18 protein-coding genes are annotated in these 18,766 nt (G+C 49.6%); 4 read left to right on the top strand and 14 right to left on the bottom strand.

Going from position 1 to position 18,766, the window contains the following annotated elements; genetic code table 11:
* Window positions 1-153: 153 nt before the first annotated feature.
* The 6 genes from BW952_RS18675 to BW952_RS18650 all read right to left on the bottom strand — a co-directional run bounded on the left by BW952_RS18675 (window position 154) and on the right by BW952_RS18650 (window position 7,359).
* Window positions 154-1,488, bottom strand: coding sequence for an aminotransferase (locus tag BW952_RS18675; RefSeq protein WP_045852258.1), 1,335 nt, complete (start codon window positions 1,486-1,488; stop codon window positions 154-156).
* Window positions 1,442-1,702 (bottom strand): hypothetical protein, encoded by a 261-nt coding sequence (locus BW952_RS18670; protein ID WP_045852245.1) that lies wholly within the window; start codon window positions 1,700-1,702, stop codon window positions 1,442-1,444. The genes BW952_RS18675 and BW952_RS18670 overlap by 47 nt, the downstream gene beginning before the upstream one ends.
* Before the next feature lie 17 nt (window positions 1,703-1,719).
* A complete protein-coding gene (locus BW952_RS18665) occupies window positions 1,720-3,198 on the bottom strand; it encodes an NCS1 family transporter (RefSeq protein ID WP_045852244.1) in 1,479 nt (492 codons plus the stop codon).
* A 74-nt stretch (window positions 3,199-3,272) separates the two neighbouring features.
* On the bottom strand, window positions 3,273-4,685 hold the full coding sequence (hydA, locus tag BW952_RS18660; protein ID WP_045852243.1) for a dihydropyrimidinase: 1,413 nt from the start codon (window positions 4,683-4,685) through the stop codon (window positions 3,273-3,275).
* 19 nt (window positions 4,686-4,704) lie between these two features.
* On the bottom strand, window positions 4,705-5,967 hold the full coding sequence (preA, locus tag BW952_RS18655) for an NAD-dependent dihydropyrimidine dehydrogenase subunit PreA (protein WP_045852242.1): 1,263 nt from the start codon (window positions 5,965-5,967) through the stop codon (window positions 4,705-4,707).
* A 15-nt stretch (window positions 5,968-5,982) separates the two neighbouring features.
* Window positions 5,983-7,359 carry an NAD(P)-dependent oxidoreductase gene (locus BW952_RS18650; protein WP_045852257.1) on the bottom strand — a complete coding sequence of 459 codons (1,377 nt, stop codon included), beginning with the start codon at window positions 7,357-7,359 and terminating at the stop codon, window positions 5,983-5,985.
* A 174-nt stretch (window positions 7,360-7,533) separates the two neighbouring features.
* On the opposite strand from BW952_RS18650, the gene BW952_RS18645 reads away from it, so the two are divergent.
* Together BW952_RS18645 and BW952_RS18640 are read left to right on the top strand one after the other, a co-directional pair.
* Window positions 7,534-8,043 carry a hypothetical protein gene (locus BW952_RS18645; protein ID WP_052698540.1) on the top strand — a complete coding sequence of 170 codons (510 nt, stop codon included), beginning with the start codon at window positions 7,534-7,536 and terminating at the stop codon, window positions 8,041-8,043.
* A complete protein-coding gene (locus BW952_RS18640) occupies window positions 8,027-8,404 on the top strand; it encodes a hypothetical protein (RefSeq protein WP_045852241.1) in 378 nt (125 codons plus the stop codon). The genes BW952_RS18645 and BW952_RS18640 overlap by 17 nt, the downstream gene beginning before the upstream one ends.
* 576 nt (window positions 8,405-8,980) lie before the next feature.
* On the opposite strand, the gene BW952_RS18635 is transcribed toward BW952_RS18640, so the two are convergent.
* The 4 genes from BW952_RS18635 to BW952_RS18620 form a co-directional block, all read right to left on the bottom strand.
* Entirely contained in the window at window positions 8,981-10,210 is a 1,230-nt protein-coding gene (locus tag BW952_RS18635) for a Zn-dependent hydrolase (protein WP_045850314.1), read from the bottom strand.
* Window positions 10,211-10,359: 149 nt separating this feature from the next.
* On the bottom strand, window positions 10,360-11,190 hold the full coding sequence (gene dat / locus BW952_RS18630) for a D-amino-acid transaminase (RefSeq protein ID WP_045850315.1): 831 nt from the start codon (window positions 11,188-11,190) through the stop codon (window positions 10,360-10,362).
* 38 nt (window positions 11,191-11,228) lie between these two features.
* On the bottom strand, window positions 11,229-12,227 hold the full coding sequence (locus tag BW952_RS18625; protein WP_045850316.1) for a class I SAM-dependent methyltransferase: 999 nt from the start codon (window positions 12,225-12,227) through the stop codon (window positions 11,229-11,231).
* Complete coding sequence (locus tag BW952_RS18620; RefSeq protein ID WP_045850317.1) at window positions 12,224-13,543, bottom strand: FAD-dependent oxidoreductase; 1,320 nt, start codon at window positions 13,541-13,543, stop codon at window positions 12,224-12,226. The genes BW952_RS18625 and BW952_RS18620 overlap by 4 nt, the downstream gene beginning before the upstream one ends.
* Window positions 13,544-13,656: 113 nt before the next feature.
* On the opposite strand from BW952_RS18620, the gene BW952_RS18615 reads away from it, so the two are divergent.
* Together BW952_RS18615 and BW952_RS18610 are read left to right on the top strand one after the other, a co-directional pair.
* Window positions 13,657-14,124 (top strand): GyrI-like domain-containing protein, encoded by a 468-nt coding sequence (locus BW952_RS18615; RefSeq protein ID WP_045850318.1) that lies wholly within the window; start codon window positions 13,657-13,659, stop codon window positions 14,122-14,124.
* Between the two features lie 363 nt (window positions 14,125-14,487).
* Window positions 14,488-15,360 carry a cation diffusion facilitator family transporter gene (locus tag BW952_RS18610; protein ID WP_045850319.1) on the top strand — a complete coding sequence of 291 codons (873 nt, stop codon included), beginning with the start codon at window positions 14,488-14,490 and terminating at the stop codon, window positions 15,358-15,360.
* A 191-nt stretch (window positions 15,361-15,551) separates the two neighbouring features.
* Here the strand turns inward: BW952_RS18610 and BW952_RS18605 are convergent, their stop codons facing one another.
* The 4 genes from BW952_RS18605 to srlE form a co-directional block, all read right to left on the bottom strand.
* Complete coding sequence (locus BW952_RS18605) at window positions 15,552-15,884, bottom strand: cytochrome c3 family protein (protein ID WP_045850320.1); 333 nt, start codon at window positions 15,882-15,884, stop codon at window positions 15,552-15,554.
* A gap of 132 nt (window positions 15,885-16,016) precedes the next feature.
* On the bottom strand, window positions 16,017-17,306 hold the full coding sequence (locus BW952_RS18600; RefSeq protein ID WP_045850321.1) for an NAD(P)H-dependent oxidoreductase: 1,290 nt from the start codon (window positions 17,304-17,306) through the stop codon (window positions 16,017-16,019).
* 3 nt (window positions 17,307-17,309) lie between these two features.
* The gene (locus BW952_RS18595) at window positions 17,310-17,708 is read right to left on the bottom strand and encodes a PTS glucitol/sorbitol transporter subunit IIA (RefSeq protein ID WP_231581352.1); all 399 of its coding nucleotides are present in this window, start codon (window positions 17,706-17,708) and stop codon (window positions 17,310-17,312) included.
* Window positions 17,709-17,767: 59 nt separating this feature from the next.
* The coding region (gene srlE / locus BW952_RS18590) for a PTS glucitol/sorbitol transporter subunit IIB (RefSeq protein WP_076496378.1) at window positions 17,768-18,766 on the bottom strand (999 nt) is incomplete at its 5' end.

Below are 18,766 nucleotides of genomic sequence, written 5' to 3'. Positions count from 1 at the left end.
CATAACATGATGCTTGTCTGAACCGAGAAAACCTTCCACTACGGCGCAATTCCTGACATTATGGCGCAATAACGGCTTAATTGCGCGGTATACGATAAAATTGCGCCGTAGCTTGTGTTTATTGCGCCAAGCGGACGATTATTGCGCCGTAAGTCAGCCTCTTACGGCTTGCTTCACCGTGTTAACCAGAAAGTGCAGGTCTTCCTCTGTAGAAGAAAGCGGCGGTGCGATGATGAGGATGTTTTGATAACCCGGTACTGTATCGCCATTGCGGCCAATGATCAGCCCTTTTTCCTTGCATGCGCCGAGAATGGACAGCATCACTTCTTCAGAGGCCGGTTCCTTCGTGTTTTGATCCATGACCATCTCGATTCCATATAAAAATCCGATTCCCCTCACTTCGCCAACGATCGGACACGACTGAAGGTCATGCAGCTTTTTCATCACCCCGTCACTAAGCTGACTCACGCGATCCGGAATCTGTTCTTCCTCCAGAATCCGAATGGTTTCTAATGCGGCGGCACAGGAGGCAGGATGGCCGCCAAAGGTGGACACGTGACGGAAGTGACCGCTTCCTTCTCCTTTAAACGCCTCGTATATATGGCTGCGAACCGCTGTCGCGCCGAGCGGCATACATCCTGCGGTTAAGCCTTTCGCCATCGTGACGATATCCGGCTGGACGCCTTCTGAATGCATGAAGCCGAACATTTTGCCGGTCCGTCCGAATCCAGAAACAACTTCGTCCATGATCAGCAGAACGTCATGCTTCCGGCAAATAGCTGCTACCCTCTTTAAATAGTCAGGAGAAGGAATGAGCACGCCGCCGCCTGAAATAAACGGCTCCATAATAACGGCCGCAACCGTATCTGCTCCTTCCCACTCAATGACCTTTTCCATATGATCCGCAGCGGCAAGGTCATCTTCAAATGACGGCCGGTACGAATAAGGGGGCGGCACGTGGAGAAATCCCGGTGCGCCTGCTCCATATTTCAGCTTGCGGCTTGCCTGCGCTGTGGCACTCAATGCGCCCAATGTTGAACCGTGATAAGCCCGGTAGCGGGAAATAATTTTTGTTTTTTCCGGCCGTCCTGTCTGTGCATGATACTGGCGGGCGATTTTAAAAGCAGCTTCATTTGCTTCCGATCCGCTGCACGTAAAAAAGGTCGTATACGAAGCTCCGAGCAGGCGGCTGATTTCCGCTGACAGTTCAATGGCTGGTTCATGACTCATAGTTAGTGGAAAATAGGATACATTCATCAGCTGGTTGTACACCGCCCTGGCGATTTCCTTTCGCCCGTGGCCGAGATTTAAACACCAGAGTCCGGAAACACCGTCCATATACCGGCTTCCATCAGCCGCCGTAAACCAGGAGCCTTCGCCGCTGACCGCCATGAGCGGCGGTACTTGCTCATTAAACTTAATCATCGCATGCCAGAGATGATCACGATCCTGCTGCACCAGCTTGCTCGAATGCTCCGCCGTACGAATCAATAGAACCACCCCTTTTCGCTTCAACGATGATCGTTCCGATATATTTCCGCGCTTCTGCTGTCAGCAGCTGCAGTTCTTCCCGCTCCAGGTGGCGTTCAAATTCAACAAAGTCCCCTTCAAGTGTTTCTTTCACGGCAATAATGCGGTAGCCATCCTGGATCAGTGTATCCACACTGTTTTTTTCTTTCATAAACCCTTTATAATCGGACATTCAAGCCACACTCCCTTTTACCGTTTTTCACCCGCTGCTGCTGGAAGCTCCCCAGCTGCCGGTTCTCCTTCTAATGGAATCGTCCAGTCTCTTCCAACAGTGACGCCCAGATACTTGTCATCACTCGGGTCTTCAAGCTCCGCCTGTGCGTACTTTTTAAACCACCAGTGCTTCGCCAGCACGTAATACACAGCAGCACCAACCGCAAAGCCGATAAAGAACGAATACGTTGAAAATGTGATCGCAAGTGCCCCGCCGATGACCCAGGAAATAATCCCGGCCCAGTTGACGCCATAATGATAGCGGTACTGGCCATCCATCTCGTACAGGTCCGGCACATTCACGCGCCGTTTGCGGATCAAATAGTAGTCAGCAAACAAGATACCGACAATCGCTGCCAGCACGCCGCCGACAATAAGCAGGAATGGCATTAGCACGTTAAACAAGTTCCACGGCTGCGTCACCATGCCGATCACACCTGCTGTAATAACGCCGATGTAAAAGGGAACCTTGGGGCCCCCAATATTTGAAAACACGGTCGCCGCCGGAACAAGATTAGCCGCTGTATTCGTTGACCACTGGGCAAAGACAATCATTAAAAGCAGCACCGCCAGCACCAGACCGCTGGAGGTTTCCTGCAGAGCCGCGACCGGATCGTAGTTGCCGACCGCAATAAACGCGACGCCGCCAATGGCCACAACAAATGTCTGGGTAATCGGCATGGCAATCAAGCTGCCGACGAGCACACTTTTGTTTCGCTTCACCCAGCTTCTTTCAAATTGAGGTGCTTTAATAAAGCGGGAAATAGAGGAAATATCAGCGGCCAGCGTCGACCAGTACCCCATATTCCCGAGAATCACGACCATAAAGGCATTAAACAGCAGCCCTCCTGTGAGTGGGTTTTCCACCCATGACCAGACGTTTTTATCTGCTGCCGCGGCCTGATCGGCCAATGTCACATACATCCAAAGAGAAATTAAAATAATAACCGGCGCGGCGAGATCCGCGAACTTCTCAATCGACTTAATGCCGATGATCGTATTGGCGACCTGTACCGCCACAAAAGCGAGAAAGCAGACAAACCAATTATCAAAGCCAAATAAAATGTTTAAAATGCCGTTAATCGCCATCGCACCAAAATAGGTGTTGATTCCGAACCACATCGACGCCGCAATTCCACGAATCGCCGACGGAATATGGGTTCCGACCGTTCCAAACGGCGCCCGCATATACACCGGGAATGACAGGCCGTGCTCAATGCCGATGTCGGCAATGACGGAAATGAAAAGGCCGATTAATAAACAGCCGATAAAGGAGGCAGCGAGCACCCACGAAAGCGGCATTTGCTCGACAGCTGCTCCCCCGATGGCAAAGGCTGCTAATACAACGGCCATTCCCACCCACATAAGCGCAAAACCAAGGGTGCCAATTTTACGGTCACCATGTGCAACCGGCAATAAATCCGGAGACTTTAAATAACGGCTGGATTCTTTCATTCGTCATTCCTCCTTATATTTGGCTTTGATCCTGCATTCACGCGCAGCGAACACAGGGGATGAAATGCTTCACATTATTGAACCGGCGTTGCCTGACGCGCCTGCGCACTGTTGTAGCGGCTTCGCTTCATGTATTGTCCACGGCCGGGCTCCCCGGTAAATTCTCCATCCCGGACAACAAATTCGCCGCGCGACAGCACAGAAATCGGCTCACCTGTTACCTTCATCCCTTCAAATGCACTGTAATCCACATTCATATGATGGGTTTCGGCCGAAATCGTCCGCTCCCGGTCCGGATCAAAAATGACAAGGTCAGCGTCACTGCCTACAGCAATCGTTCCTTTTTGCGGGAACAATCCGAACAGCTTGGCTGAACGGGTGGAAACCAGATCCACGAACTGATGAATGGAGATGCGCCCCTTCTTCACCCCTTCTGAAAAAAGCAGGCTGAACCGGTCTTCGATGATCGGGCCGCCGTTCGGAATTTTAGTGAAATCGTCTTTCCCAAGGTCTTTTTGCCCGTTGAAGTTAAACGAGCACTGGTCGGAGCCGATCGTTTGCAGCTGGCCGTTTTTCAGCGCGTCCCACAGCACATCCTGGTTCCACTTTTCACGAAGCGGCGGTGACCATACGTATTTCGCGCCTTCAAAATCAGGCTTTTCCAAATCATTTTGATCAAGGAGCAAATACTGCGGACACGTTTCCCCCCAGACCTGAAAGCCTTTTTGCCGCGCCTCGGCAATTTTATTGGCCGCTTCCGCACACGATACATGGACGACGTAAAGCTGTGAATTCGCAAGTCCCGTTAGCGCCGCTGCCCGTCCCGTTGCCTCTCCTTCCACTTCCGGAGGCCGGGTCAAGGCATGATAAATGGGCTCTGTATGCCCTTTTTCCAGCGCTTCCGACACCAGGTAGTCAATGACATCGCCATTTTCTGCATGAACCATGACAAGGGCACCGTGTTCCTTCGCTGTCAAAAGAGTGCGGAACAGCGTGGCATCGTCGGCCTGGAACACATTTTTATACGCCATAAAAACTTTAAAGGAGGTGATGCCTTCTCGTTCAATCACCGCTGGAATTTCAGCTAAAACGGCGTCATTGACTTCACCGATCATTAAGTGAAAGCCGTAATCAATGACCGCCTTATCTTTCGACTTTTCATGCCACGCTTGAATCGCGTTTTGAAGCGCCTCTCCTTTATTCGTCAGGCAAAAGTCGATCACCGTTGTGGTGCCGCCAAATGCGGCCGCAATCGTACCTGTTTCAAAGTCGTCAGCCGTCACAGTCCCGCCAAATGGCATATCAAGGTGGGTATGCGGATCAATGCCCCCAGGGAAAAGGTAGTTTCCTTTCGCGTCGATCACTTCATCTACCGCATCATCAAGCTGAACGCCGATTTTGGCGATCTTGCCGTTTTCAATTAACAGGTCTGCCGCATACTGGTCTGTTGCTGTGACAATCACACCGTTTTTTATCATTTTTTTCATCTTGATCCGCTCCTTTTTATTACGCGATTGGCTGTCTAATGGCGGCCTGGCGCTCGTTCCATGTCATCGGCGGTCCATTCGGAATTTCAATCATGTCGATCGCACCGTCAACCGGGCAAACGATCGAACAAAGGTTACAGCCGACACAGTCTTCCTCGCGCACCTGCAAATATTTGTTGCCATCAGGCGACGTCAGCATATCGATGCACTGATGAGCGGTATCCTCGCAGGCAATATGGCATTTGTTGCAGTTAATGCACGTATTCGTATCTATTTTGGCGACAATTTTATAATTCAAATCGAGATTGCCCCAGTCCGAATAACGAGGTACTGTGCGGCCAATCAGTTCTTCCACGGAGGCCAGCTGCTTCTCATCCAAATAGTTATTCAGCCCGTCAATCATGTCCTCCACAATGCTGAAGCCATGGTGCATCGCAGCCGTGCAAACCTGCACGCTGCCAGCCCCCATTAAAATAAATTCAGCCGCATCCCTCCAATTGGAAATACCGCCGATGCCTGATATCGGGACGTTAATCTCCGGATTGCGTGCACATTCCGCTACCATATTCAGCGCTATCGGCTTCACGGCCGGTCCGCAATAGCCGCCATGCGCTCCTTTTCCGGCTACGTTCGGCACGGTATTCCACGAATCCAGGTCTACGCCGGCAAGGCTGTTGATCGTGTTAATCATACTGATCGCATCTGCCCCGCCCTGAACCGCTGCCCATGCGGTTGCGGTAATGTCGGTAATGTTCGGCGTCAGCTTGACAATAACGGGTGTGTTTGCGGCCTCCTTAGCCCACATCGTCTGCTTTTCAACCAGCTCCGGCACCTGGCCGGAGGCAGCACCCATGCCCCGTTCCGCCATTCCGTGCGGACAGCCAAAGTTTAATTCAAGTCCGTCAACGCCTGCTGCCTCTGCTTTTTTAACGATTTCATGCCACTTGTCCTGCTTTGGCTCGACCATGAGCGATGCAATGACAGCATGATTCGGAAACCGTTTTTTCGTTTCGTAAATTTCTTTTAAATTCACGTCAAGCGGGCGGTCCGTAATTAATTCAATGTTGTTAAAGCCCGCCACACGCTGGCCGTTGAAATGGGTCGCCGCAAACCGGGAGGACGTATTAATAATTGGATCACCGAGCGTTTTCCAAACCGCGCCGCCCCAGCCAGCTTCAAATGCCCGCTGTACTTGATAGCCGGAATTCGTCGGTGGTGCGGAAGCGAGCCAGAATGGATTGGGTGCTTTAATTCCTGCAAAATTCACGCTTAAGTCTGCCATCTTTGTTCTCCTCCTTTAGGATGTTTGCGCCATGCCGCTTCCGACCAGCTGCTCATAGATGGAATACGCTGTTTGCTTGCCTTGCTCTGCTGCTGTTACCACCATCGCATCGCCCTGCCCATCGCCAAAAATAACATCACCGGCAGCATACACTTTCGGATTTGACGTCTGGAACGTTGTTAGATCCACCTTGACCGTTCCCCATCTATGCGTTAAGCCGAATGACTCAATTAATGACACATACCGCGTTTGGCCGATGGCACGGACAACGGCGTCTGCTTCCATGACAAATTCCGATCCTTCGATTGGAACCGGCCGGCGGCGTCCTGATTCGTCGGCTGCACCGAGCTCCATTCGGATACATTCCACGCCCTTTACTGCTCCGTCTTCATCTGCCAGCACGCTTACCGGAGAAGTCAGCCAGCGGAATTCCACGCCTTCCTGCTTAGCGAATTCATATTCAAATTCATAGGCCGTCATTTCCGCCTCGGTTCGGCGGTACAGCATTTTCACATCGGCGGCACCGAGACGGACCGAGCATGTTGCCGCATCAATTGCGGTGTTGCCGGCACCAATGATGACCACTTTTTTCCCGATTAAATGGGTATCCATCGGCGGGGTTTTTGTAGACTCCACCAATTCAATGGCATCGTACACGCCCTTCGCCGCTTCTCCTTTTATTCCGATCGGCGGAACACTGGCCATCCCGACGGCTAACACAACCGCATCGTATTGGGCCATGATCTCTTCCGGATCAATATCCCGCCCAACCATTGTATTCGGCCGGATCGTGACACCAAGGCTTTCTACCTGCTCTACTTCCCACATGGATACGCGCTGCGGCAGCCGGAACGAAACGATGCCATGCGTGTCGAGTCCGCCCGCTTTTTCCTTTGCTTCAAAAATGGTGACGTCAAAACCAAGACGGGCAAGCTCGCGTGCTGCCGACAAACCGGCTGGTCCCCCGCCGATGATGGCCACGGACTTGCCGTTTTTCGCTCCTGCTTTAAACAGCTGTGCGTTATTATGTATCGCCCAATTGGTCGCGTGCCTCTGCAGGTTGCCAATCATGATCGGCTGTGAGGCGTCATTGAGTACACAGGCACCTTCACACAATTCTTCTGTCGGGCAAACCCGCGCACAGCTTGCTCCGACCGGATTCGCATCCATAATCACTTTCGCAGATCCTTTTACGTTGCCTGATGCGATTTTTTTGATAAACGATGGGATGTTAATGGACGTCGGACAAGCGGTAATACAAGGTGCGTCGTAACAGTATAAACAGCGGTTCGCTTCATCCATTGCTTCCTTCGCCGTTAAATCGGGCTCAATCTCCAGAAAGTTGCTCGCCAGGTCGGTTAAAGAAATAGAACGGTCTTTCATCCGATTCATGTGCATGGTTCGTTCCCCCTCGCAATTTTTATGTCTATTGATTATTTATTGATTGCATCTTAAAATATTTATACAGCAAACAAAAAAACTTAACATCATTTTTGGTATATTTTCTGACAAACGATATTCATTTGTTGTACGATGAAGAGACTAACAACGGGAGCTGTGGCAGTCGTGAAAAAAAATGAATTGGAACAGAGAATAACCGAATACGAAATGGAGCTGGAGCAGCTTCGGAGTCAGCTGACTCTTGTCGCGGAGCAGGAAGCAGCGCGTGAGCAGTTTATGTCTTCCAAGCAAATTATTGAGCTGGTGCGGCAGCAAACCGGCCGTGAATTAAACATGTCGACGATTAAACGCTGGGCGGATGAAGGCTATCTTGGTGATGTAGTGGATGAAAAGCAGGCATTTCCGGCTCTTCGCACAAAACAAGGAAAAAAACGGTTTTTATATCCGAAGGAAGAGGTTCGCCAATTTCTCCATGAAAAAGGGTATTTGCTTCCGGCTTTTGACGTGCTGGATCAAGTGTGGCTTGGCGGAGAGCGTGCGATGGTGATGAAGGCAGCGCTCCAAAAAGGCGAATTTCAGTACACTGTTCAGCTTGAATCAACGTTTGACATTCAAAAAGGAGTTATGGAATCACAGCTATCAAAGGAGGGATTGGAGATTGAAAGCGAAAATTAAACTTCAAAACACCGTAGAGAACCAGGAAGCCGCGCGTCTCATTCGAGATGAAAACCGGAGCAGCAGCCACCCTCTGGCTATTTCTTTCCCTGATCAAGCGGCGGACATTTTGTTTGAAAGCGATTTGATTCATATACCAGAAACCGTCCCACTTGAGTTGATCACTATTGTCGAAGGCCAGGCGAAGAAACAAAACGACGGATACATCATTCAGCCCGCGGATAAAGGAAAAACCATTAACCTCCATCTTGATGCAGGACTCGTTGCGGAGCTGAACGAAATCCGCCAGCACGTCATGAGCAAAACGCAGCATGACATCATTTTGGAAATCTTCAAAAAAGGGCTGGATCACTATAAGTGACCCCGCCTCATAGTGTTGAAAAACAAACTGGTCAAGAGAAACCAGATGTTTTTTCGAGATTGTTTCATTTTTTCTTAGCAAAAATAGGCTATTTTTCAAGAAAAAAACCATTCAGGGGCTCCGGGCTGCCGGCTCCGCCCGTATTGGTTCTAAAGAAACGAAGGGAATGACTGACGGCTATTCTTGAAAACGTTTGGCATCAAGAAGGAAGCCCGCTTTTCATACATAGTGAATATCAGAAAGTTCTCATCCCTTTCTTTCCACTCAGAACCATTTCCATTTTTAGTTTTGCAATCTGCTTTTCCTCCCCACTAGGGCGGCTGGCGCAGGACGGAGACTCGGGAGGGATCAGCGGGGCAGGTGAGATCCACTTTTGGAGCGCCAGCGACAAAAGTTAGCTCACCGCCCGCCCCTCCGAACGCGAAGTCCTGCAGAAGCCGCCCCTATTGTGTTGGCGCAAGCATAATTGCTAAAGATCTCATCATCTTAAAGATCAAAAAAAGAAAGCTGAACGCATACGATATTCACGCGATCGTTCAGCTTTCTCTTCTTTTCAAAACCTTTTGTCTCAAGCTCTTATCCAACTATCGTTAATACAGCGTCGAGCAGGACGTTCACGCCTTTTTCGCAGTCCTCCCACGACGTTAATTCGTCTTCGTCATGGCTTTTTCCGTTAACACTCGGGACAAAAATCATCGCGGATGGAATGTAGGAAGCCATAAACTGCGCGTCATGTCCTGCGCCGCTGACCATTCGCTTATTGCTATAACCAAGAGAAGACGCCAACTGCTCGAATGTTCGGCAAAGAGCAGGGTCAAACCAAACCGTGTCACGCCCCCATAGCTTTTGCACAGATACGTTGCATGCCGCTTTTTGTGGTGACACGGTCATGTCCTGAATAATCTTTTCTACTTCAGCTATCACGTCAGCGGATGTATGACGGGCTTCGAGTGAAAAAACGACTTTATTCGGAATCACCGTATGAATATTCGGCCAGACGTTCACCCGCCCAATCGTGTACACAAGATCCGCATCAAGCGCAGCAAGCTTCCCCCGTGCTTCTGTCATAACATCCATTGCCGCAAACAGCGCATCATTCCGCATCGACATCGGCGTGGTTCCGGCATGGTCCGATTCGCCGGACACTTCGATTTCATAACACACCATGCCAAGTACACATTCCACTACGCCAATCGACACGTCTTCTTTTTCCAAAATCGGTCCTTGTTCAATGTGCAGCTCCAAAAACGCTTCTGCCTCCGTTAGCCTGTTTTTGGCATCCCCTTCATAGCCGATTGATTGCAGCGCTTCGAGAAAAGTGAGCCCATCTGTATCTTTTTTGGCTGTCATCGTATCTTTATCAAATTTTCCGGACAGAATGCCGGATGCCATCATGGACGGCTCAAACCGGGCGCCTTCTTCATTCGTCACATTCATGACGACAACCGGCACGCGCGGAGTCACGTTGTTTTCCACCAATGTCCGCATCACTTCAAGCCCTGCCGCAACGCCCAGTACACCGTCAAAGCGCCCGCCTTTTTTGACCGAGTCAAGATGTGAGCCCATCACAACAGGCGGCTCGGAGCTCGATCCGGCGAGCATTGCGTACATATTGCCCAAATCATCTACCTTGACTTTTAAACCGATTTCCTCACAGCATGAACGAAAATAATCCCGCGCCTGCTTGTCTTCTTCCGATAAAGCCAGGCGCGTCACACCATTGCGATCTGTGCGCCCAAAATCGGCAAAAGCCTCCAGAGATCTTTGCAAGCGCGCCCCGTTAATTTTTACTTTTTGATCATTCATATTGCAAATCTCCTTCAAAATATTTTATTTTAAAAAGCAATCATTAAATATAAAAACTATTATTGCACATTCATTCAACGTTGACCAGTTTATTTTCTGAAAATTCTACACAAAAAAAACACCCGTCCTCTAACAGGACAGGTGCTTTGTTACACTCGCTTCATAAAAGCCTCATATATTTTTTCAGTCACCGCGCCAGGTTTTCCAGTACCGATTTTTGTTTCATCGGCTGATGTAACCGGGACGATTTCAATGCCGGTGCTGGTCAGAAACACTTCATCCGCTTCCAAAATTACTTCAGGCGCAAATTCCCTTTCATCGACAGAGATGCCGAGCTCTGACGCAATATCAAGCACAGCAATGCGTGTGATGCCGTGTAAAATGTGTTTGGTTGCGGGCGGTGTGATCAGAACGCCCTCCTTCACGAGAAAAATATTCGAGCTTGATCCTTCTGTTACCACACCATCTCTGACAAGAACCGCCTCAAACGCGCCCGCTTCAAAGGCTTCCTGCTTGGCGAGCAGATTCGGCAGCAGATTCAATGTTTTAATCCAGCAGTTTTGCCAGCGTTCATCCGGTAGAAGCTTCACGCTTGCCCCGTTTTCGCGCAGCGTCTCGTCCATTGCCCGGAACGGCTTGACGGTCATGGAGATCGATGCCGGCACATTCGGAAACAAATGATTGCGAGGGGCAATGCCGCGGGTTGCCTGCATATATACGTCGCAGTCATCCAGACCGCTGCGCCCGATTAAATCAGCGGTGATGTCTTTGATCTCGTCTGGCGTATGATTGAGATTCAGCTTGATCGCTTCTGCACTTTTAAAAAAGCGGTTCATATGTTCATCCATCATAAAAGGGCGTCCGTTATACACACGAATGTATTCGTACACGCCGTCACCAAACTGGTGTCCGCGCTCATCAATCGGCAGCACCGGATCGCTGGAGCTGATAATTTTTCCGTTTAAGTAGCCAATCGCCATTAATACCGCCTCACTTCACTCATTTCCTTCTATTATACTCATTTTTTCGAAAAACTCATACAATACCAGCTTCCTTCACGGACGACGGTTTTTACTGATTTCAGCTTTAACCCTGCGGAAGCGGCATCCTGAACGAGTGCTTCTTTTTGCGGAAGCGGGTGTAAATTATCGTGCGCTTCCATAAACGAATTAAAGGCGGCGGAAAAGCGCTGACCGCCTTTTTCCAGATACAGTGGCGTAATGACAATAACGGTTCCTCGTTTGCTGACAAGCTCTGCCACGCGGGTAAACAAGTCTCCCCGCGCATCCGGCGAATAATAATGAAGAAGATTGTTCATCATCACGACATCGAACAGCCCATTCGGCACGTCCCACGTATTGATGTCCGCATAGTAAAACTTCACCTTGTCATCCAGCTGCTTTTCCATTGCTTTTTCACGTGCTTCCTCAACGCAGTCCTTGCTTATGTCTACGCCAACGAATGTCCCCTGATTCATCTTTTTGGCCAGCTTCATTAAGTAACCGCCCGTTCCGCAGCCGATATCGAGCACCCAGTGCGGTTTTTGCGCACTCATTTCCGCTAACACGTGCCCGAATGCACGCTTTTCAATTAAGGCGGAGGTCGCCGCAACGGTTTTGCTGAAGTCATCTCCATTAAAGGTCCCTTTTTGATTGGACTCAATCATGGAAGGATAGTTCATCAGCGCAGGCATGTGCATTTCAAACAGTTCCTTTAACAGCTCCCCTACCGTATCATCGCTTTTCTGCGAGAAAAATTTCAGCATTTTTTTAGACGGAATCAAACGGTCTCCTTCTTTTTTCAAGTGGCCGAGCACAACACCGGCATCCGCCCACGACCGAAGCAGGTTTTCCTCATATCCATATTCTTGAACGAGCGATTCAATGGTGGCGCCGCCGGCAAGCTTTTCGAATAAATCAAGGCGGTAGCCTACATACGCCTGCCAGGTCGGCAAAAACGGCTCATTCCGCTTCATCCAATTGCGGGCTTCCCACATCTTCCGGTATTCTGCAATCATTTCTTTTCCTCCTTATTTGTCCACGGATGATCATCACGCGCTTCGTACTGATGCTCCGTGCCGTTCACTTTCGGCAAAATACCGCCGGGCAAAAGCCCGATTTGTACAAAACGGTCAAGCAGTGTATCTTTCCACATCCCAAGACCGGAAATATTCAGCATATGTTTGTAATGAAGTGCTGGAATCTGTTCAATTCTCTTTAACACGTGAGACCTTACATTCGGCCACGGCCCCTGCCAGTACGAATACGCCATCGCTGACAAATGCGAAAGAGACGATAAAAACTCAGCGCGCGGCTTGCGCACCTGCTCATACAGCTTTAACTGCGCCGGGTCCAGATTCCCGGTTTCAAACATACACGTTAAAAGCTCACCGAGTGTATACGCATCCTGAATCGCTAAATTCATGCCTTCCCCTGCCATCGGGTGAACGGTATGAACGGCATCTCCCATCAGAGCGCAATTGCCGCCAGTGTAGCGGTTCGCATTGTGACGGGATGGAACCATGAGCTGAATGTCTTTCCACGTTGTGATGTCCTGCACATACCCGTCAAGCTCCGGTTTTAAACGAGTGTAGCAGCGGTAAAACGAATCCAGGCCTTCGCGCTTCATTTCCTTGTATTCCTCTTTTTTGATGAGCAGCACGGTCCGCACCTTTAAATCCGGCAGCGGAAAAAGGCCAAGAAAGGAATGACCCCTTACGACCATTTCTCCTTCCGTTAAACTCTCCGGACGCGGAAATGTCACGGTTAAAAAATAGTGATTGTACTCGGTTTCCTTCAGCTCAATGCCGAGGCTTTTTCGAATGGGCGACACACGTCCTTCTGCTCCAATGAAAAAGTCGGCTTCAATGTCCATTTCTCCTTTTTCCTTATGAACGACGACTGCGCGCTTTTTTATATCACCGTCTTCACGGAATTGAGTGAACTTGGCCGGGTTTAAAAAATGAAAATGCGGGTGCTGTTCGGCGTGTGTCAGGATGATTTTTTTTAACGTTTCATGAGGCACCATCAGTGCTTCGTTAAACGGATGATCGATCACATCGTAGTGATACTTGATTTCCTTTATTACACGCTCGCCGTCAAATTCTGTAATAGACGTTGTATGGATCGGAAAGCCCGCCGCACGAACATCTTCATATAACCCAAGCCGGTTCATCATATCCAGGCTTTTCGGCTGAAGCAGCTCCCCTTTGTATTTAATGGATGGCTTAGCGTCTTTTTCAGCAACAATGACGTCAATGTTCTGTCTGGCTAGCATAAGACCCAGCATCAAGCCGGAAATGCCTCCACCGGAAATAAAAACATTCGTTTTCACAAGGACCTCCCCCTGTACAACTTTTGTTCATGCTTTTTATAGTTACTATTCCCTGAGAGAACGGTGTGAAAACACGCAAAAGCGGGAAAAGAAGTGGAAAAGGAGCTGAGCGTATGAATCCGAAAATTGTAGATGTTCGTGCCGTCACAGTTGTAGGATACGAAATGAGCGGTACGCAGGAGGAAGTGGCGGCACTTCGCCCGGAATGGACACAGCGTTTTTTAGAAGCAGCCAATCAGATTCCCGAGCAGACGGACGGCCATTTAATGGATATCTGCTTAAAGAGGGCCGGCCAGCTTTACACGCATTGCATCGCAATGGAAGTGAATCAGATCGATATTATACCCGCTGGCATGTCGAGTTTGACGATTCCACCAGGCTCTTATGCCATGCTCCAATTTCACGGCAGCACAGAGGAAGTGAAATATGGATTTCGTTCCATTTTATCGTGGGCTCGTGAACACAAGGTCAGGCTTGATGCCAATGAATTTCGGATTCATGTAACCGTAAGCGAGGCACACCACCACTTGTACTGGCGGCTGGCAGACAAAAGAAGTGAAGCGATCGAGGAAGCGGTTTAAAAATCTGTAAGGTTTTCTTCCACGAAAGAAGACAGCCCGTATTCGTTCTTTCATAATGGAATCACCTGCAATGCTGGACCGAACGAATAAGGGAGGCACACACTTGTGATGGACGAGAACACAGAAAAAAAACCTTCTATTTATTTACCCGGCTTAAGTTTCATCTTTTTTTATCAGCTGCAAACCGTTTATATGTCGCAAAAAACAGCTTCAATCATTCATTGATTGGAGCTGTTTTTTTGTGCAAAGACCAAGTTTAGCGCAAGCGCAACTTGTTGAGACAGTGGCAATCATGTTGCCGTAGACTCACCTCTATCCGCACTGGTATAGTAAAAACACTAACTTTTCTGGAGGACCATCGAAGTGGAAACAGCATACGAAGACTTGAAAAGAGGTGAACGAGGAGCATGGATCAGTATTATCGCTTATTTGTTCCTCTCCGCCTTGAAATTGACCGTTGGCTGGATCGGTGCCTCTGAAGCACTGAAAGCAGACGGTCTCAATAATACAACCGATATCATCGCCTCGATCGCCATTCTGATCGGGCTGAAAATCGCCCGTAAGCCCCCTGATGAAAATCACCGCTACGGACATTTTCGTGCGGAAACAGTCGCTTCTCTTCTTGCCGCCTTTATTATGGCATCCGTCGCGATTCAAGTGCTTATCTCCGCCGGCAGTTCGATGTTTCAGGCAGACCATGAAACGCCGGATATGATCACCGCCTGGACCGCTCTTTTCGCCGCTGTCATCATGTACGGCGTTTATGTATACAACATCCGCTTGGCCAAAAAAATCAATAGCCAGTCTATTCTGGCGGCGGCGCATGATAACCGTTCGGATGCTTTAGTGAGCATCGGCGCTTTTGTCGGCATTATCGGTGCGCGGCTTGGCTTTGACTGGCTTGATACACTGACCGCTTTTATCGTCGGCTTGATTATTTTAAAAACCGCCTGGGATATTTTCGCTGATGCTTCGCTGACTTTAACCGATGCCTTTGACCTCGACACACTGGAAGATATGCAAAAAACAGTCGAAAAAGTTCCCGGTGTCCGCGGTGTGCCCAGCATGAAAGCCCGTTCGCACGGAAACATCACCTTTGTCGATGTTGTCCTGAGTGTGGACCCGGACTTAAACGTTATTGAAAGCCACGATATTACCGAATACGTAGAAGAAGCCCTGCTGCAGGAGCACGGCATTCGAATGACACACATTCACATTGAACCGGACGGCCACTGAGCCTGAGGATTGCTGATAAACTGTTGCTACGCCGATAAATGATGCTGATCGCTGATAAACCGCCCGCTAACGCCGGTATATCTACATACCGGCGTTAGCCCACTACATATCGGCGGTATTTATCATTTTCCGGCGATACATCACTTTCATCCATGAAAAAAAACGGCCGCTTGATGAAAAGCGCGCCGTTTTTACGATTGTTTTGTTTTCTTTAATACTTTTCTTGTTTCATTTACATATTTCATGAGGCGGTACGGCTTGCTAATCACTCGCAGCGGCATACCCGACACAAATTTGCTTAAATCCTGCTTGTATTCCTGCGTCATTCGAGACGGTTTCGTTGAAATTCGGTCGTATACTTCTTCGTACAGCTCTTTTTTTGCATCGATTTTCATGCCGGTCAAACGATGGCAGTTTTCACACTCGATGCTTTGAATTTTATTGTTTACGTAAACAACCCGGTGGATCGTTTCATCGTGACAGCGCGTGCAATAAAGGCCGGCTTCCATTTCGGAGATTTTCATTAAGCCCCACTCCTTCACACCTATTTCCGTTCTTCTTTATTATATGCCAATCTGGACCCCGGGTAAACAACCCTGATTTTCAAAGACAGCTTAAGGGATGCCTCATTCAGAGACACCCCTTGCTTTCAGCTTTTAGAAGCTTTTCGCCTGAAGCGACCGCAGCTTCCAAATCGTTGATTCTTTTTCTTGTTCAATATCGTCATATGTTAAAATGTCGCCTTTTTTCACTGCGCGCTTCACGACTACATTCGGATCAACCAGCCCAATCGGGAATGCATTGGCCGCTACGGATTCTTCCTGGCTGTACAACGTTCCGTATACCGTAAATCCGCCGATGCCGTCCAGTCGGTCTCCCGGCTGCAAATCCTTTTTCGCTGTTGCGACTGTTTCTGCCTGGATACCATGCCACGGAGCGATTGTAGCGGATTGATTTAAATAAGCGCGCGCGACCGAAAGTGGTGTTTCAAGGCTCGTTAAGTGATACGGACGGAATAAAATGTAATTCGGACCCGGTCCCATTTTTAAATACTGCATTTCATGGTTTACTTCCTCTTTTTCAGAAGAAATAATCGCAAACACGCCCGGTGCTACCCCGTTTACATAGTCAACAATTTTTTTGTTTTGCAAAATGCCTCCATCTTCCTGCAAACGGAAAATGTCCGGCAGCTCTTTTACTGTACCTGACGGGCCGTGCATACCTGCCTTATCCGGCAAAAATCCGGTGGCATTCGCTACTGCATTCATTTCCACCATTGTTTTCGTGCCGTCCTGGAAGGAAGCGAGCATTTTCGGGCTTGAGCCTTTTTCCTTTGCTTCTGCCGCTGCTGAATCCGGATTGGCTTCATAGTTCAACGGGTTGTTTTTCCCTTTCCCGAGTGCAACGATATCAAAGCCAAGCGCATCCGCGAAGTCATGAAGCTCCATGATACAGCCGGGCTCATCACCGGCAGATCCTGTATACACGACGCTGCTTGCTTCCGCCATCTGGTGAAGAAGCGGGCCGACGGTAATGTCTGCTTCTACATTGAGCATGACGATATGCTTTTTATTCATAATGGTTTTCCAGGCAATTTCAGCGCCCAGGTTTGGAATCCCTGTTGCGTCTACGATCACATCAATGCCCGGAAGTGCAATCACCATGGAAACATCAGTTGTCGCGACTACATTCCCTTCGTGCAGTGCTTTTTCTGCTGCTTCAATTTCATTTGTTGTGACAATATGCTGCGGGTCCACGCCTGCCGTCATATACGCGTTTTGAATAATATCTGTCTGCAGGTCAGCAGTTGCTGCTACGCGCATGCCCTTCATATTTTCAATTTGTGAAATCATGCCGCGGCCCATTTGCCCGCAGCCGATCAAGCCTACTTTAATTTCTTTCCCCTGTTTTTCCAGCTGAACGAGCTGACGATTTAATCCTAGCATAGCTTATGCCTCCCCCGATGTCTGAATCAAGATTTTCGTCGATGCTGAAATAACCGGCATCTCTTTTGCTTCTACACAAAGGGTTCCTGGCAGATCAGCGTGATCCTCCCCATTGAAAGCGATTGTGCAGTGACCGAGCTCTTGAACGGTCTCATTGACTTTGCTGCCGACGAACGTTACCCGGTAAGACTGGTCATCAAAAGAAAGAACATCACCGGTCGCAATGACGCCTTCAAGCGGTGCAACTGTATGAATAACGGCAATGTCCCGCAAATCCTTTGGCGCTGTTTCGTTAAAGATAATCAGCATCTTTTCTTCCATAAACATGTCCACGTCCGGACCAAGCTCTAGTACAGTGGATTCGTAAATCGTCTTCATGTCAATTCCTCCAAGCACACTCATCAATTGTCTCTCCTTCACATTCTATAATGAAAAGGGGAAAAGCACGTTCCCCTTTTGGATTATTCATACATGCCGAAGCTGGCAAAATACGCAATTACGACGGCAAGTGGTCCGGTAATCAAGCGGGACATGAGCACAGCCGGCACCCCGACTTCAACCGTTTCCGGCTTGGCTTCCCCGAGCGTCAAGCCGACTGGCACAAAGTCCGCCCCGACCTGCGGGTTGATCGCAAACAGGGCAGGAAGGGCCAGGCTCGGCGGAATGTTCCCCTTGCCGATTTCCACGCCGACGAGGACGCCAACGACCTGGGCAATAACCGCCCCCGGGCCAAGCAATGGCGACAGAATCGGGACGGCACAAATGACGGATAACAATAGAAGCCCGAACACATTGCTCGCAAGCGGTGAGACAAAGTTGGCGATCACGTCGCCGATGCCGGTGTACAGGATAATGCCGATCAGTGTGCTGACAAGTGCCATAAACGGGATGATGTTTTTCAATACCTGCTCGATCGTTTCGCGGGCCGCCTGGTACAGCAGCCCGATGACGCCGCCCATCGAACGGCCGATTTTCTCCACGAGATTCTGCTTGCGCGGCTCGCCCTTGCTGTCCTTCATCTGGGCGACTTTTTCACGCGCCTCTGCCTTCAGCTCCTGGGCGTTTTTCGGATGGGCCGCGGCGGTCACCGGGGCATCGGTTCCGTCTGCCGGCTGAATATCCGGCTCCTTGACGCCCGAGACAAAGTTGTCTTCCTTGATGAATTTCATCAGCGGGCCCGATGGCGAGGTCGGGGTTAAATTGATCGTCATAACGCCCATTTTCGGGTAGACGCCGCAGCGGGCTGTGCCGCCGCAGTCAATCAGGACGCACGCCATTTCTTCTTTTTCAATCGATGTTTTAAAGCCGTCCACTGCTTCGGCACCGGTTAAGTCCGCAATGCGCTGCGCGACCGGATGGATGCCCCCGCCTGTAACGGACACGACGTATTTTTTCTGCTCGTCCGGCTGGATGACCAGTGGCCCTCCCCAGCCGCTGCTGCCTTTTGTAATCTTGACTGC

Origin of the sequence: Domibacillus enclensis, assembly GCF_900156125.1 — a bacterium.
GTDB classification, from domain to species: Bacteria; Bacillota; Bacilli; order Bacillales; family Domibacillaceae; genus Domibacillus; species Domibacillus enclensis.
Note: the sequence above shows the minus strand (reverse complement) of the source record. Positions and strands in the feature narration are given on the sequence as shown.